General features: G+C 60.2%; 15 protein-coding genes. 11 read left to right on the top strand and 4 right to left on the bottom strand.

From position 1 onward, the window contains the following. The first annotated feature begins 9 nt into the window (after positions 1-9). From hisB to tatC, 10 genes are all read left to right on the top strand, one after another. Complete coding sequence (hisB, locus tag GTP46_RS08910) at positions 10-600, top strand: imidazoleglycerol-phosphate dehydratase HisB (protein WP_161006282.1); 591 nt, start codon at positions 10-12, stop codon at positions 598-600. A gap of 19 nt (positions 601-619) precedes the next feature. Next, a complete protein-coding gene (gene hisH / locus GTP46_RS08905) occupies positions 620-1,258 on the top strand; it encodes an imidazole glycerol phosphate synthase subunit HisH (protein WP_161006281.1) in 639 nt (212 codons plus the stop codon). Positions 1,259-1,289: 31 nt separating this feature from the next. Then, positions 1,290-2,078, top strand: a complete 789-nt coding sequence (gene hisA / locus GTP46_RS08900; RefSeq protein WP_161006280.1) for a 1-(5-phosphoribosyl)-5-[(5-phosphoribosylamino)methylideneamino]imidazole-4-carboxamide isomerase — start codon at positions 1,290-1,292, stop codon at positions 2,076-2,078. A gap of 9 nt (positions 2,079-2,087) precedes the next feature. Continuing rightward, positions 2,088-2,849: an imidazole glycerol phosphate synthase subunit HisF gene (gene hisF / locus GTP46_RS08895; protein ID WP_161006279.1), complete on the top strand. Its 762-nt coding sequence runs from the start codon at positions 2,088-2,090 to the stop codon at positions 2,847-2,849. A gap of 11 nt (positions 2,850-2,860) precedes the next feature. Beyond that, positions 2,861-3,289 (top strand): phosphoribosyl-AMP cyclohydrolase, encoded by a 429-nt coding sequence (hisI, locus tag GTP46_RS08890; protein WP_092281005.1) that lies wholly within the window; start codon positions 2,861-2,863, stop codon positions 3,287-3,289. After that, positions 3,286-3,627 carry a phosphoribosyl-ATP diphosphatase gene (locus tag GTP46_RS08885; RefSeq protein WP_161006278.1) on the top strand — a complete coding sequence of 114 codons (342 nt, stop codon included), beginning with the start codon at positions 3,286-3,288 and terminating at the stop codon, positions 3,625-3,627. The genes hisI and GTP46_RS08885 overlap by 4 nt, the downstream gene beginning before the upstream one ends. Before the next feature lie 20 nt (positions 3,628-3,647). Then, a complete protein-coding gene (locus GTP46_RS08880) occupies positions 3,648-4,016 on the top strand; it encodes a histidine triad nucleotide-binding protein (RefSeq protein WP_161006277.1) in 369 nt (122 codons plus the stop codon). An 81-nt stretch (positions 4,017-4,097) separates the two neighbouring features. Next, positions 4,098-4,301, top strand: coding sequence for a Sec-independent protein translocase subunit TatA (gene tatA, locus GTP46_RS08875; protein ID WP_072783665.1), 204 nt, complete (start codon positions 4,098-4,100; stop codon positions 4,299-4,301). 25 nt (positions 4,302-4,326) lie between these two features. Continuing rightward, positions 4,327-4,824 carry a Sec-independent protein translocase protein TatB gene (tatB, locus tag GTP46_RS08870; protein ID WP_161006276.1) on the top strand — a complete coding sequence of 166 codons (498 nt, stop codon included), beginning with the start codon at positions 4,327-4,329 and terminating at the stop codon, positions 4,822-4,824. Next, the gene (gene tatC / locus GTP46_RS08865; protein WP_161006275.1) at positions 4,825-5,580 is read left to right on the top strand and encodes a twin-arginine translocase subunit TatC; all 756 of its coding nucleotides are present in this window, start codon (positions 4,825-4,827) and stop codon (positions 5,578-5,580) included. It begins immediately after the preceding gene. 11 nt (positions 5,581-5,591) lie between these two features. On the opposite strand, the gene GTP46_RS08860 is transcribed toward tatC, so the two are convergent. The 4 genes from GTP46_RS08860 to GTP46_RS08845 form a co-directional block, all read right to left on the bottom strand. After that, positions 5,592-5,834 carry a DUF1640 domain-containing protein gene (locus GTP46_RS08860; RefSeq protein ID WP_161006274.1) on the bottom strand — a complete coding sequence of 81 codons (243 nt, stop codon included), beginning with the start codon at positions 5,832-5,834 and terminating at the stop codon, positions 5,592-5,594. A 103-nt stretch (positions 5,835-5,937) separates the two neighbouring features. Continuing rightward, the gene (locus GTP46_RS08855) at positions 5,938-7,857 is read right to left on the bottom strand and encodes a DUF885 domain-containing protein (protein WP_161006582.1); all 1,920 of its coding nucleotides are present in this window, start codon (positions 7,855-7,857) and stop codon (positions 5,938-5,940) included. 87 nt (positions 7,858-7,944) lie between these two features. Further along, positions 7,945-12,102, bottom strand: coding sequence for a DEAD/DEAH box helicase (locus GTP46_RS08850; protein WP_161006273.1), 4,158 nt, complete (start codon positions 12,100-12,102; stop codon positions 7,945-7,947). Beyond that, positions 12,099-14,027: a S9 family peptidase gene (locus tag GTP46_RS08845; RefSeq protein WP_161006272.1), complete on the bottom strand. Its 1,929-nt coding sequence runs from the start codon at positions 14,025-14,027 to the stop codon at positions 12,099-12,101. The genes GTP46_RS08850 and GTP46_RS08845 overlap by 4 nt, the downstream gene beginning before the upstream one ends. 151 nt (positions 14,028-14,178) lie before the next feature. Here GTP46_RS08845 and GTP46_RS08840 point away from each other — a divergent pair, with 151 nt between their 5' ends. Continuing rightward, positions 14,179-15,255, top strand: coding sequence for a DUF4351 domain-containing protein (locus GTP46_RS08840; RefSeq protein WP_161006271.1), 1,077 nt, complete (start codon positions 14,179-14,181; stop codon positions 15,253-15,255). Positions 15,256-15,292 lie beyond the last annotated feature (37 nt).

The following is a 15,292-nucleotide window of genomic DNA, read 5'->3' as shown; positions in this document are numbered from 1 at the left end:
GAGCTTTTCATGAACCGCACCGCAGAAATCATCCGCAACACCAACGAGACGCAAGTCCGCGTATCCATCAACCTGGACGGCACCGGCAAACAGAAACTGAATACCGGCGTGCCTTTCCTCGATCACATGCTGGACCAGATCGCCCGCCACGGCCTGTTCGACCTCGACGTCGAAGCGACTGGCGATATCCATATCGACAATCACCACACGGTAGAAGACGTCGGCATCACGCTGGGCATGGCAGTGGCCAAGGCCATCGGCGACCGCAAGGGCATTGTCCGCTACGGCCACTCCTACGTCCCGCTGGACGAAGCGCTGTCGCGCGTGGTGCTGGATTTCTCGGGCCGCCCAGGCATCGAATATCACATCCCGTTCACGCGCGCGATGATCGGCACCTTCGACGTTGACCTGACGCTGGAATTCTTCCGCGGCTTCGTCAACCACGCGCTGGTGACCCTGCACATCGACAACCTGCGTGGCACCAACGCCCACCACCAGTGCGAGACCGTGTTCAAGGCCTTCGGCCGCGCGCTGCGCATGGCGTCCGAGCTGGACCCACGCGCTGCCGGCACCATCCCGTCGACCAAGGGCACCCTGTAACGGGTTGATAAAAAACGTTATGAAAAAAATCGTAGTAGTTGATTACGGCATGGGTAATCTGCGCTCGGTTGCGCAGGCCCTGCGCGCCGTGGCGCCGGAAGCCAATGTGCTGATCTCCGGCGAAGTGGCCGACATCGAATCGGCCGACCGCATCGTGCTGCCTGGTCAGGGCGCAATGCCGGACTGCATGCGCAGCTTGCGCGAGTCCGGCGTGCAGGAAGCCTTGCTAGCCGCCTCGAAAACCAAGCCGCTGATGGGTGTGTGCATCGGTGAGCAAATGCTGTTTGACGTCAGCGAGGAAGGCAATGCTGCCGGCCTCGGCCTGTTGCCGGGCAAGGTGGTGCGCTTCCAGCTGGATGGCCAGCTGCAGGAAGACGGCTCGCGTTTCAAAGTCCCGCAAATGGGCTGGAACCAAGTCCAGCAAACGGCGTCTCATCCGATGTGGCAGGATATTCCGGACAACGCCTATTTCTACTTCGTGCACAGCTATTTCGCCCAGCCGGAGCAGTTGGCGCACACTGTCGGCCAAACTGTCTACGGTGCGCCGTTCAGTTGTGCCGTGGCCCGTGATAATATTTTTGCGACCCAGTTCCATCCGGAGAAAAGCGCCGCGACCGGACTGCAGTTGTACAAGAACTTTGTCCACTGGAACCCTTGATTTCTTTTTTTAATTTTTAACTTAAACCATCATGCTGCTCATTCCTGCTATCGACCTCAAAGACGGTCACTGCGTTCGCTTGAAACAAGGCGATATGGAACTCGCCACCGTATTTTCCGAAGATCCGGCCGAGATGGCCCTGCATTGGCTGAAGCAAGGCGCGCGCCGCCTGCACCTGGTTGACTTGAACGGCGCTTTCGCCGGCAAGCCAAAGAACGAGGCTGCCATCAAGTCCATCCTGAAAGCGGTGCAAGACTTCGCGGAAGAAAACGACATTGAAGAAATCCCGGTACAGCTGGGCGGCGGTATCCGCGACCTCGACACCATCGAGCGCTACCTGGACGCCGGCATCACCTACGTCATCATCGGCACCGCTGCGGTGAAAGAGCCGGGCTTCCTGCACGATGCATGCGGCGCCTTCCCTGGCCACATCATCGTTGGCCTGGACGCCAAGGACGGCAAGGTTGCGACCGACGGCTGGAGCAAAATGTCAGGCCACGAAGTGATCGACCTGGCCAAGAAATTTGAAGCCTACGGCGTGGAATCGATCATTTACACCGACATCGGCCGCGACGGCATGATGGGTGGCGTGAACATCGAAGCCACCGTCAAGCTGGCGCAAGCCGTGAAGATCCCGGTGATCGCTTCGGGCGGCCTGCACAACCTGGCCGACGTGGAAGCCCTGTGCGCAGTGCAGGACGAAGGCATCGAGGGCGTGATCTGCGGCCGTTCGATTTACGAAGGCACCATCGACCTGGCATCGGCGCAAGAACGCGCCGATGAGCTGAGCGGTGACCTGGCCGAAGAAGACGAAGCTTAAGAGTAACCCATGCTAGCTAAACGCATCATCCCCTGCCTCGACGTGACCGATGGCCGCGTCGTCAAAGGCGTCAACTTCACCGAGCTGCGCGATGCCGGCGATCCGGTGGAAATCGCGCGCCGCTACGACGAGCAGGGCGCCGATGAACTGACCTTCCTCGACATCACCGCCACCAGCGATAACCGCGGCCTGATCCTCGACATCATCGAAGCGGTGGCGTCGCAGGTCTTCATTCCGCTGACCGTGGGCGGCGGCGTGCGCGAGGTGGCCGATGTGCGCCGCCTGCTGAACGCCGGCGCGGACAAGGTCAGCATGAACTCGTCGGCGGTGTCGAATCCGCAGCTGGTGTTCGATGCTTCGCAAAAGCACGGTTCGCAGTGCATCGTGGTGGCGATCGACGCCAAGCAGGTATCGCCGGGCAAGTGGGAAGTGTTCACCCACGGCGGCCGCAAGGCCACCGGCATTGACGCCATCGAGTGGGCCAAGAAAATGGAACAGCTGGGCGCCGGCGAAATCCTGCTAACCAGCATGGACAAGGACGGCACCAAGTCCGGCTTCGACCTGGGCCTGACGCGCGGTGTGTCCGACGCTATCAGCATTCCGGTGATCGCTTCCGGTGGCGTGGGCGGCCTGCAAGACCTGGCCGACGGCGTCAAGCTGGGCAAGGCCGACGCGGTGCTGGCAGCCAGCATTTTCCACTACGGCCAGCACACGGTGCAGGAAGCCAAGCGTTTCATGGCACAACAGGGCATTCCGATGCGCCTGGTTTAAGAGAATAAAAAATGAGTACTCCAAGCATCCAGCCGAAGGCGGCCTGGTTGAAAAAAATTAAGTGGGACGAGCACGGCCTGGTGCCGGTCATCGCCCAGGAAGCGGGCAGCAACGATGTGCTGATGTTCGCCTGGATGAACCGCGAGGCGCTGGCCAAGACGGTGGAGCTGGGTGAAGCCGTCTACTGGAGCCGCTCGCGCAAAAAGCTGTGGCACAAGGGCGAAGAGTCCGGCCACACGCAGAAGGTGCTGGAAATCCGCCTCGACTGCGATGAAGACGTGGTGCTGCTGAAAATCGAGCAGGCTGGCGGCATTGCTTGCCATACCGGCCGCCACTCCTGCTTCTTCCAGAAGTTTGAAGGAGACGAGCACGAAGGCGACTGGCAGAACACCGAGCCGGTGCTGAAAGATCCCAACGACATTTACAAGGCAGGCAAATGAGCACCATTCTTGACCGCCTGGCCGACGTGATCGAATCGCGCAAGCCGGCCAATGGCGGCGATCCCGCCACCTCCTACACCTCCAAGCTGTTTGCCAAGGGCGACGACGCCATCCTGAAAAAGATCGGTGAGGAAGCCACTGAAACCGTGATGGCCGCCAAGGATGCGCGCGCCGGCGGCGACAGCGGCAAGGTGCTGTACGAAGTGGCCGACTTGTGGTTCCATACGCTGGTGCTGCTGGCCCAGTTCGACCTGAAACCGCAGCAAGTGCTCAATGAACTGGCGCGCCGCGAGGGCGTGTCCGGCATCGAGGAAAAAGCATCCCGTAAAGATGCGTAAAGAATAATCGGAGCCATCGAGTGGAAAACTGCATTTTTTGCAAAATAGCCGAAAAGAAAATCCCTTCGACCACCGTGTACGAAGATGACGACCTACTGGCTTTCAAGGACATCAATCCTGCCGCGCCGGTGCACCTGCTGGTGATTCCGAAAAAGCACTTCGGCACCCTGCAGGACGCTGCTGGCGAGCCTGAACTGCTGGGCAAGATGTTGGCCTTGGCCCCTCGCTTGGCAGAAGAATCCGGCTGCGCGGTCGGCTATGATGCCGACGGCAAGCCGACGCTCGGTTACAAGACGCTGATTAACAGTGGGCCGGATGGCGGGCAGGAGGTGTACCATTTACACCTGCACGTGATCGGCGGCGCGCATCCGTGGCGCGGCCAGCGCTAGGTCACTACATTTACCGGAGGCACTGCGCTTCGCTTATACTGTGGCAGCAGTCCTGGAATCAAACGAATTTAGGGGAATATGATGGGTTCTTTTAGTATTTGGCACTGGCTGATCGTTCTGGTGATCGTCATGCTGGTTTTCGGCACCAAGAAACTGGGTAATATGGGTTCGGACATCGGCAAGGCCGTCAAAGGTTTCAAGGATGGCGTGAAAGGTGCGGACGAAGACAAGCCAGCCGCTCCGGCACCGGGTACCATCGACGTCGACACGAAAGAGAAGAAGTAAGCATTCGCTTACGTAATCACTTCTTATGATCGATCTCGGTCTTACCAAACTTGCTGTCATCGGCGTGGTTGCGCTGGTCGTCATCGGTCCTGAAAAGCTGCCCAAGGTGGCGCGCATGGCCGGGACTTTGTATGGCCGCGCCCAGCGCTACCTGAACGAGGTGAAATCCGAGGTCTCGCGCGAAATCGAGCTGGAAGAGCTGCGCAACCTGCAAAAAGATGTGCAGGATGCTGCCCAGGCCATCAAGTCGGACGTGGAAAATTCGATTTCGCAGAACATGTCGGAAGTGGAAAGTGCTTTCAACGACAGCACACCTGCTTACGAATCGGTTTCGTTCAACAACGTCACCACGGAAGATGTGTCGCGCAAGGCGCGCGAGTTCCGCCGCAAGAAGCTGGTGCGCAACTCGGCCATTCCCAACTGGTACAAGCAGCGCCACGGCGGCAAGCTGCACGTGACCTCGGGCGCGGCGCGGGTAGCGCGCTTCCGTCCGCGCGGCCCTACCACTAGCTCCTTCTTTTAAATGACCACACCAAACCCGGGCGAAGAGACCTTTATCTCTCACCTGATCGAACTGCGTGACCGCCTGGTCAAGGCCTCGATCGGCATTGCGCTGATGTGCATCGGCCTGATGATCTGGCCTGGGCCTTCGCGTATTTACGACATCATCGCCGAGCCGATGATCCGCTCGCTTCCAGTGGGCTCGAAGATGATCGCCACCGGCGTGATTTCGCCGTTCCTGGTACCGATGAAGGTGACCTTGGTGATTGCCATCATTCTGGCTTTGCCTTGGGTGCTGTACCAGCTGTGGGCGTTTGTGGCGCCGGGCTTGTACGCGCATGAGAAGCGCTTGATTGCACCGCTGGTGATTTCGTCATCGCTGCTGTTCATGTCCGGCGTGGCGTTCTGCTACTTCCTGGTGTTTGGCCGGGTGTTCCAGTTCATTGCCGAGTTCTCGCCGACGTCGATTGCGGTGATGCCGGATATCGAAAACTACCTGGATTTCGTGATGTCGATGTGCCTGGCGTTTGGCGCGACGTTTGAAGTGCCGGTAGTGGTGGTGATTTTGGTGCGCATGGGCCTGGTGAGTGTGGCCAAGCTGAAAGAGATCCGCCCTTACGCCATCGTCGGCGCCTTCGTGATTGCCGCAATTGTCACGCCGCCGGATGCCGTCTCAATGTTCTCGCTGGCGATCCCGATGTGTCTGCTGTTCGAACTGGGCCTGCTGGTCGCCCCAATGTTCGTCCGCCTCTCCACCGCTCCAGAAGAAAAAGCCTGACCGGCCAAGTCCTACTTCGGAGCGCTTAGATCCTGCTGAAGTGACTCCACTTTGAGTCTCAGCATGTCGAGGTCATGCTTGATGCTTTCTAAGCGAGCAGGAAAGTCGGTCTTAGGGACCAGCGCATCGCACTGCGCTGATAGCGCTTGGGATAGCACTTCATTTAAGGACCGGGCTTGCGCGACAGCATGCTCATATGGCACGCCTGCATCAGTTAATTTCTTAACATAGCTGAGTGTATCGAACATGGCCATGATTTTGATACCTCCTCGATATGAGAGTATCAGAGAACGGCTGTGAGGCAGCCGTTCTCCATCGTATCGAATCACATGCCCATCGCTTTGAGCGAGCGCAGGATTACTGCGTCATCAAGCCCTTGATGACGCGCACTGGGGCGCTGCCGTAGCTGAGGAATTGTTCGTGGAATTCCTTCAGGTTGAACTTGGCGCCCAGTTGCTGTTTGCGCTGCTCGCGTAATTCCATGATCTCGCTGTAGCCGCTGAAGTAGCTGGTCAGCTGCACCGACGATACTTGCACGCGGTGCCATTTCTCCACCGCCTCGCTGCGCGTCTGGAAGGCCTGGCGCGTCAGCAGATCAATTGCCTGCTCTTCCGTCATGCCCAGCACGTGCACGCTGTAGTCGAGGATGGTGTTGGTCACGCTGCGCAAGTTCCACTTCGAGTACATCAGCCACATCTCCGGCGCGTTGTCGCCGTAGCCGGACTCCAGCATCATGCGCTCGCCATAGACCGCCCAACCTTCCACCATCGCGCCATTGCCGAAGATCGACTTCACGATCGATGGCGAACGGTTGGCGTACACCAGCTGCGCGTAGTGGCCCGGAATCGCTTCGTGAATATTCAGGATTTGCAGAATCCAGTAGTTGTACTCGCGCAGGCTGCTCTCGGCCGCTTCCGCCGTGGCGCCATCAAGCGGCGTCACGTTGTAGAAAGTGCGGTCTTGCGGACGATACGGCCCCGGTGCATCGATGCTGGCGCCTGCCACACCTGCGGCATAGGCCGGTGTCGCGCGCACTTCCAGCGGCTTCTTCGGATCCAGGGTCAGCAGGTTATGGCTGATCACCCAATCCTGCAGCGTTGGAATCTGGCGTTTGATCTCGTTGACGAAATCCTCGCGCGCCACATGGCGTGCCGACAGCTTGTCGATCACCATGCCGATCTTGGCAAAGCGGTCGGTAGGCTTGGCGGTGCTACCCATGGTCTTGTCCCACAGTTCATCGGAAAGCTTGTCCATATTGGCCAGCAGCTCTTCGCGCGTGGCCAGCGCCTTTTGATAGGTCTGCTCGGCGGTGCTGGCCGACTGGATATCGTAGGCAAACTTTTGCTCGTACAGCTCTTTGCCGAGGCGGAAGCTGCGACGGCCCTTGGTGTCCATCTGCTTGTCCATCTCGGTCAGGAAAGCGACGTAGCCATCCACCGCGTTCAGCGCCGCATTCACGCGCTGGGTGAATTGCTGCTTTTCCAGCGGCGTCAGGATGGACGCTTGCGCTGCCTTGTCCACTTCGGTCAGCAGAGTCTGCACGCCCGGCGCTTGCTTGATCGCCAGACGGGTGTGCTCGCGGGTTGGATTAACGATGTTGGCGCGCGCCGCATCGTAGTAAGCCGGAATGCTGGCAATGCGCTTGAGCAGCGTGCGCAGGCGTTGCGGCTGGGCAGCGTATTCGGTGTTCAGGATCAGGTCGAGCGGGCCGGCGACGTTGTAGCTGGCTGGATTCCATTCCCACTCGCGCAGCGTAGTCAGGCGGAAGCGGTCGCTATCGAGCTTGTTGATCAGCAGGCCGAGGTCGGTGCGCTGCTTGGACGACAGCTTGCTGGCATTGACGGCGGTGAACTTGCCTTTCCACTCGCCGATGAAGGCCAGCTCTTTTTCCTGCTCGGCCTTGTCGAACACGGTCAGCGTGGCGGCGGTGTCGTACTTGCCGGCGTAGATCGCGCTTTCCGAATCGATGCGCCACAGGGCGTTGAGGAACTGGTTGCTCAGGTTGTCGAACTGGCGGTCTTGCCAGCGTTCGGATGCGACTTTCAGCGCAGGCACGGCGGCCGCTGCGGCAACGACCTTGGTCTTGCCGGAGGTTTTAGCCGTGGCCTTGCCTTTGCTGGCCTTGGTCGCGCTTTTGCCGGACTTGGTGCTTTTGGACTTGCTCGAAGTGGTGCTGGCCTTGGCGCTGCTTTTCTTGTGGTGGTGCGTGGTGGCGCCGGCTGGCGCGGCGGCGAGGGCGGCCATCAGCGCAGCCAAAGCAAATTTTGTCTTAATCATCATATACAGCCTTGTATCAGAAGCGGTGGAGATTATCACTAATCGGCCCGCTTGAGAGCGTTCGATACAAGCCGACTTATTCTGGTTTTATTTTTTTAAGCCTTCTTGCAGCATCGCTAACATTTCGCCGGCCGACATGCGGCCGCTGACATCGCTGCCCTCGAGCAGGCTGTCGGCCAGATCGCGCTTGTGCTGGTGCAGGTCGACGATGCCTTCCTCGATAGTGTGGCGCGCAACGAGACGGTAAATGGTCACCGGCCGCAATTGGCCCATGCGGTGGGCGCGGTCCGATGCCTGGTCTTCCACCGCCGGATTCCACCACGGGTCCATGTGGATCACGTAGTCGGCGGCGGTGAGGTTGATGCCGACGCCGCCCGCTTTCAGCGAAATCAGGAACACATCGCCCTCGCCGGCCTGGAAGGCATCGACGCGCTTTTTGCGCTCGGCCATCGGGGTCGAACCGTCGAGGTATTGGTAGCTGACGCCTTGCGCGTCCAGATGCTCGCGGATCAGCGACAGGTGGTCGACGAACTGGCTGAACACCAGCACCTTGTGCTTGTTGTCCAACAGGTTTTCCAGCAGGTGCGCGAAGGCCGACAGCTTGCTGCTGGCTAGCTTGAGTTCCGGCGCAATCAGGTTCGGATTGCAGCAGGCGCGGCGCAGCTTCATGATCTCGGCCAGGATCTGGATCGATTTCTTCTCGGCCGGGCCTTCCACCTTTTCGAGATTTTCCAGCGCGGCGCGGCGCAGCGATTCGTACAGCGCCGTTTCGTCAGCCGATAGGTCCACTTCCAGCGTGATCTCGGTGCGCGACGGCAGCTCGGTCAGCACCTGTGACTTGGTGCGGCGCAGGATGAAGGGATGGATCAAACGGCGCAGGCGCTTGCGCGCGCCGAGTTCGGCGCGATGGTCCTGCGGCTTTTCAATCGGCGCGGCGAAGCGCAGGTTGAATTGCTCGATGCTGCCCAGCAGGCCGGGATTGATAAAGCGGAACAGGTTCCACAACTCGCCGAGATGGTTCTCCAGCGGCGTGCCGGTGACGGCGATGCGGAACTCGCCCTTCAGCGCCATCACGGCAGCAGAGCGCTTGGTGGCGCTGTTCTTGATGGCCTGCGCTTCATCCAGCACGATGGTGTTCCACTGCACTTTCGCAAACAGCTCAGACTCCAGTTGCAGCAGGCCGTAGCTGGTCACCACCACGTCGTAGGCGTGCAGGTTGCCGAGCATTGCGGCGCGGTCGCCGGAGCCGAACAGCTGCATGTTGAGGGTCGGCGCAAAGCGCGCAGCTTCGCTCATCCAGTTCATGCAGACCGAAGTCGGCGCGATCACCAGCGTAGGGCCTTGCGGTGCACGCGACAGCATCAGCGCCAGTGCTTGCAGCGTTTTGCCGAGGCCCATGTCATCGGCCAGGCAAGCACCCACGCCCCAATGCGCAAGGCGCGACAGCCAGTTGTAGCCTTCCACCTGATAATCGCGCAGCTCCGCTTGCAGGGTGCTTGGCAGTTCAGGCGTGTAGGTCTCCTGCTCCAGCATGCGCGACAGGTGTTCCTTCCATAGCTTGTCCGATTTGAGGCCACCAACATCATCCGCCAGTTCTTCCAGCGCAAACGAGGCTAGTGGATGCAGGCGGATGCCGTCCTTGGTGATCTCACCGTAGGCTTGCACCTCTTGCAGGCGGCGATACAGTTCATCGGTCAGCGCCATGTAGCGGTTCTCACCCAGCTCCACGAAGCGGCCATGGCTCTTCTCCATCATTTGCAGCAGCGTGCGCAGGTCAATGACTTTGCCCTCGTCCACTTGCAGTTCGCCGCTGGCGGCAAACCAGTCCTTGTTGCTCTTGATGGCGAGGCGCAGCTGTTTGGTCTCGACCTTGTTGGTCACGCGGAAGCTCTCGCCTTCCGGCCACGCGATGACGATGCTGGCCGGGTCCAGTTCCTGCAGTTCCACCAGCAGTTGCAGACAGAGGGCCGGTTGGCCCAGCAGCCATTCGCCGTGATCCTGTTCGGCCGATTCCAGCACCGGGCACTTGGCGATCAAATCGCGTTCGGCATCGCGTTCATCGATCAATTTGCGGCGCGTTTGTACCGGCTTGCCACCGATGTCGGCGATCACGCTGTCGGCGCCATCGCCCGGCTTGTAATAAGCGCCGTTGACCAGCGGGCGTACCAGGATTTGCATCTTCAGTCCGTGCTGGTAAGGCAGCAGGTGCAGGTGCAAGCGCATGTCGGCTTCCATTTGCTCCATGTCCGGCGCGGCGCCGCCGATATCGGATTGCACCGTCACCATTGACGAAATGGCGCTGATGGCTGACAGCACCTGCTGCTCCGCATGCGACGGCACGTTGAGCGCATCACCGACGATGGCGGCGATCTTGCGGTGTTCCTCGAGGATGTTCACCACGCGCAGGCGCGTCGGCGTTTCCTTGGTGATGACTACTGAGGAATTATCGTCCGGGATCGGCGGTTGCAAACGCAGTTCGAGGTTGCCCGGGCTGCGCTTGACCAGCAGTTCCGGCTCGCCGGCCAGCATTTCCACGCGCATGTCCGGCAGGTCGGACCAGAACAGCAGCGGGTGGCCGACCAGGGATGGTGCGGCGCGCTGTGGATCGATCTCGTAAGTGAGGCCGGTGGACTGGTAGCCGCGATGCGCCACGGTGATGGCTTCCGCTGCGCGGATATCCTGCGGCGTGAGGAAGTTGAACTGTTCGGATTCAAAGCGCAGACGCTTCAGACCAACGGCGCGGCCCTTGCTCCACAAGCCGCGTGCATCGCGCTTTTGCTCGACCGGCGAAATGTCGGTCAGGCCGTTGCGGTTGTCGTAGGTGAGCAGCCATACGAGGCGCGTGCTGCCTGCAGTATCGGCGGTTGTCGGCTGCTGCAGGTTGATGAGTGCCGTGAGCTGGCGTTGCCAGCCTTCCTGCCGCTCGAACCACGTAGTCATGTCGGGGAATCCGAGGCGCGAGCGCAGCGCCTGCGCATGGACCTGCATCTCATTGTCGCCCAATTGGCCGAGCAGCGCGGCGGCCTGGCCGGCGATGAACAGGTAGCCAGCGCGTTCGGCGCTCTTCACCAGATCCTGCAACTGCTCTTTGCGTTCCTGCAGTTGCGGCAGCGATAGCCAAAAGTAAAGCAGGAACTGGAACATCTGCGTTTGCAGGCCCGGCTCCCACGGCAGCGCGGAGACGGTATCGACTTGCATCACGCCGGCGCGGATCTGGCGCAGCAGATCAATCATTTGGTGCACCGAGCTGTCGTGATTCTTCGGCAGTTTGACGGCGATTTCAAGATAGGATTCCGCCGCTTTCAAATGACGCGGATCGCCGCTGCGTAGCGCCGACAGCAGATACAGGTTGCCACCCATGCCCGCAAACAGCTGCTTGCGCTTGCCCGTATCGCGGCGCAAGGTTTTCAACGCCACGTCAAAGCCGACGATGGCGGCGCTGCCCGCGCCGCGCAGCAGCACCACGATGCTGGCGAGGTACTGGCTTTGCGCGCCGGTGGTGCGTTCGAGGTAGCGCTTGGCGTCATCGAGGCGGCCGCACAGCAGCGCGTCTTCCGCCATCGCCATGCGCAATTCGCCGTTGATGTCGCCGTGACGACGCTGCATGTGCATCTCGCAGTATTCGCGCAGCACGGGTGTGGTGTACGGCTCTTGCTGGGCGTGCTGCATCAGCACTGCCAGTATGTCATCTTGCAGCAGTGGGCTGACCAACGCGATCATGCCCGCTTCGAACGGCTTGCCGAAGATATCGACAATCGGATGCAACTGCGCGGCTTCGTAGCTGCCAAGGCAGAATGCCAGCACCGACTGGATCTGCTGTGGACCATGGCCGCGCAGAAGGCCCATGCGCAGGCGCGCCATGCCGGCGCGGTAGCTGCGCGGTTCCATGCTGTTCCAGGTCTGGCGCATCGGCACCAGTTCAGCGTAGGCCGCGCACAGGTCTTCCATCGCGTGGGTGCCGATGGCGGAGCGGATTGCCGGCCAGCGCAGTTTCGGATTACAGATAAAGCCGCGTCCCGTCACCACGCTGATGAAAGCCAGCCGTTCAAGCTTGGACATGGCGTCGTCCAGCGTGGAGACTGTGTATTGCTTGCCGTCGTCGTTGTATTCGATGCGCGCGTGGTGCAGGTGATCAAGGATGGCGGTGCGGCCCATAGGCTCGCCGACCAGCGCAAGCAGCGCCAGTATCGCTTTTTCGTTGTGAGGCAGCGCGTCGAATTCAGCGAGCAGCTTGGGATCGGTCATGCGTGGTTCAGCTTAAAGATGTTTTGATAGAAGTTCAGTTCCGCTTCCAGCGTGCGGATGATGTTTTCGGCCTTGCGGAAGCCGTGGCCTTCGCCTTCCAGTTCCACGTATTCGACCGGGATGCCGCGCTTCTTCAGGGCGTCGACCATCATTTGCGATTGCTGTGGCGGTACTACTTTGTCGTCCAGCCCCTGGAAGAAGATCATGGGGCGTGACAGCTTGTCGGTATGGTTGATCGGTGAGCGTTGGGCGTAGACGGCGTCCGCCTGTGCTTTCGGCGCGATCAGGTATTCGTTGTAGTGCGACTCGAATTTGTGCGAGTCCTGATCCAGGCCTTTCAGGTCGGAGACGCCGTAGTAGCTGGCGCCGGCCTTGAAGACATTGTGGAAGGTCAGTGCACACAGGGTGGTGAGGCCGCCGGCGCTGCTGCCGCGGATGATCAGGCGGTCGGCGTCGGCCAGGCCGCGTTCGGCCAGCGCCGTGGCGCCGTTGACGCAGTCTTCCACATCGACGATGCCCCATTGGCCTTTGAGCAGATCGCGGTAGGCGCGGCCAAAGCCGGTGCTGCCGCCGTAGTTAACATCGAGGACGCCGAAGCCGCGGCTGGTCCAGTACTGGGTTTTCAGGTTCAGCGTGTTGACCGTCATGCCGGTTGGGCCGCCGTGGCCGATCACGATGACAGGCGGCTTGCTGCCTTCCGGCGCTTGCACGTCGCCGTTGCGCGGTGGGTAGTAGAAGGCGTGCGCGGTGCGGCCGTTGCTTGGGTAGCTGATGCTGGTTGGGACGGAGAGGTTGGCTTCTTCCGGCAGGTCTTCAATTGATTGCGCGAGGATTTCCACGCCTTCTTCGGTGAAGTCGATGCGCGCCAATTCCATTGGAATGGTCGGGCCGCCGGCCAGCATGGCGATGTAGCCGCTAGCCACGCGCAGTTCGCGGATTTCTTCGTAAGGGTTGGCGATGCATTCCAGCTTGCCGCTGCCCGGCAGCAGGCGCGCCAGGCGGCTCACGCCCTTGTCGATGTAGGTGCAGATGATTTCGCTGGCCGAGCGGAAGCCGTACATGCTATTGCCGAAAGTCCAGTGCGGGGTGGCGAATTCGGCTTCCATCGGGCACAGACCTTCGGTGCGCTGGCGGTCACGGCACAGACGGTACAGATTCCACCAGCCGCTGCGGTCGGAGACGAAGTGCAGCAGGTTGTCGGGCGACCATTCGGGCTGGCAGATGGATTCCTCGGCGCCGCCGGCGATGCGTTTAGGCGTGGAGAGCGTGCCGTCGTCGTTAAAATCGGCTAACCAGAGAGTGGTGCCTTGCCATGGCATGGACGGATGGTCCCAGCTTAGCCAGGCCAGCGAACGGCCATCCGGCGACACGCGCGGCGACGAATAAAAATCCGCACCCTGCACCAGTACCGTCTCGACGCCCGCCGCCGCGCCCGCGCCAAGGCTGATCGCGCAGATCGTGTTGGTTGGCTGCGCGTGCTCGTCGTCCCCGTGCAGCTCGCGCACGGCGATCAGGCGCTGACGGTCGCGGTTCATGGCGAAATCGGCGAAGCGCTGCTTGCCGGCCTGCGTCACCTGCACCGGCGCCTCGCCGGCAATCATCTGGTAGACGCAGTTGTCCTTGAAATGGGTGAAATACACCGTCTCGCCATCCACCGCATAGGCGCCGCCGCCATACTCGTGCACCCGTGAGCGCACATTGAACGGCGCCGGAGTCAATTCCCCGGTATTCACACCATGAAAACGCAATAGCGTATTACGCCCCGCTTCCGCCGCCCGGCCGGCCAGCCAGAAAATATCACTGCCATCAGCCCCGCCCAGCATCAGCGACGACAACGGCGTCGCCCCGGCCGCCACGCGCGCTGCGCTGATAGTCGATGGCCAAGCGCCAAACGGGGCAATAGTGGCAGGTACGTGAGAGGTCATGAAAGCGGCTCCAGAAAGGGTCGTTGCGCAGTGCTAGGCATGATAGAGAAAGGCCAGCGAAAAAAAAAGCTTCTTCGCAGGTTTCCGGGAATCCGGTAGTACTTTGCATTTTGTCATATGGCAGTGCATGACCTTGCCGCAGACTGGGTAGATGCTCAATACCGCTCCGCCTGCTCGTTACGATTTGCCCTGGAAAGCCGCGTTGTCGCATGCTTTACGCCCCTTCATGGACTTTTACTTTCCCGACTTCAGCGCGCGTATCGACTGGCGGCAGCGACCACGTTTTCGCGATAAGGAACTGGCGCGGAGCGGCTTTGGCGCCAAGCCGGACCTGATGGTGGCCGACAAGTTGGTCGAAGTGTGCCTGCACGAGGGCGGTGGGCGGCGAGTGCTGATCCACATCGAAATTCAGGCGCAGCGCGACACCTTGCTGGGACGGCGCATGCGGGATTATCACGATCGCATCAGTGAGGCGTATGGCTTGCCCGTAGTCAGCCTGGCGTTGCTGGCGGACGAGCACCCGCATTGGCGTCCGAAAGGCTTCCATCAGCGATTACACAATACGGTGACGGATTTCTCCTTTGGCACCGCCAAGCTGCTCGATTTTGCTGCCGATATCCGTGCGCTGGAAGCTTCGCGCAATCCGATTGCCTGGGTCACGCTGGCTCATGCGCGCACGCAGCAAGCGCATCATGACCCGGACAAACTCTACGCGGCCAAGCTGCACTTGACTGAATTACTGTTCCTGCATCGCTGGGGCCAGAAGCGCATAATCGTATTATTCAACGTGATTAATTGGATGATGGCCTTGCCTGAGCCGTATGAGCGTCGCTACAGACACGTCATGGACCGATGGGAAAAGGAGCGCGGTATGAAAAAACTGTACAACTCATTCGAGCAAATGATCATCAATGACGCCATCAACGTTGGGCTAGAGCGTGGACTGGAGCAAGGTTTGGAGCGAGGTCTGGAAAAAGGTTTGGAACAAGGTCTGGAAAAAGGTCTGGAAAAAGGTCTGGAGCAAGGTTTGGAAAAAGGTCTGGAACAAGGTCTGGAGAGGGGACGTAGGGAAGGGGCGGTCGTGTTATTGGAGAGGCTACTTGTACAGCGCTTCGGACCGCTGCCTCAAACTGTCCACAAGAAACTGGCCAAGGCCAGTTTGTCACAGCTGGAGGCCTGGAGCGACGCGCTCGCAGCGGCGCAGTCACTGAAGCAAGTTTTGGGATAGTCGATTTGAAAATCGCGCGGGATGCGATAATAGCTCC

It is taken from the genome of Duganella flavida, assembly GCF_009857445.1.
Lineage (GTDB): Bacteria > Pseudomonadota > Gammaproteobacteria > Burkholderiales > Burkholderiaceae_D > Rugamonas > Rugamonas flavida.
The sequence above is the reverse complement of the archived record's forward strand: the minus strand, read 5'-3'. Positions and strand labels throughout refer to the sequence as shown.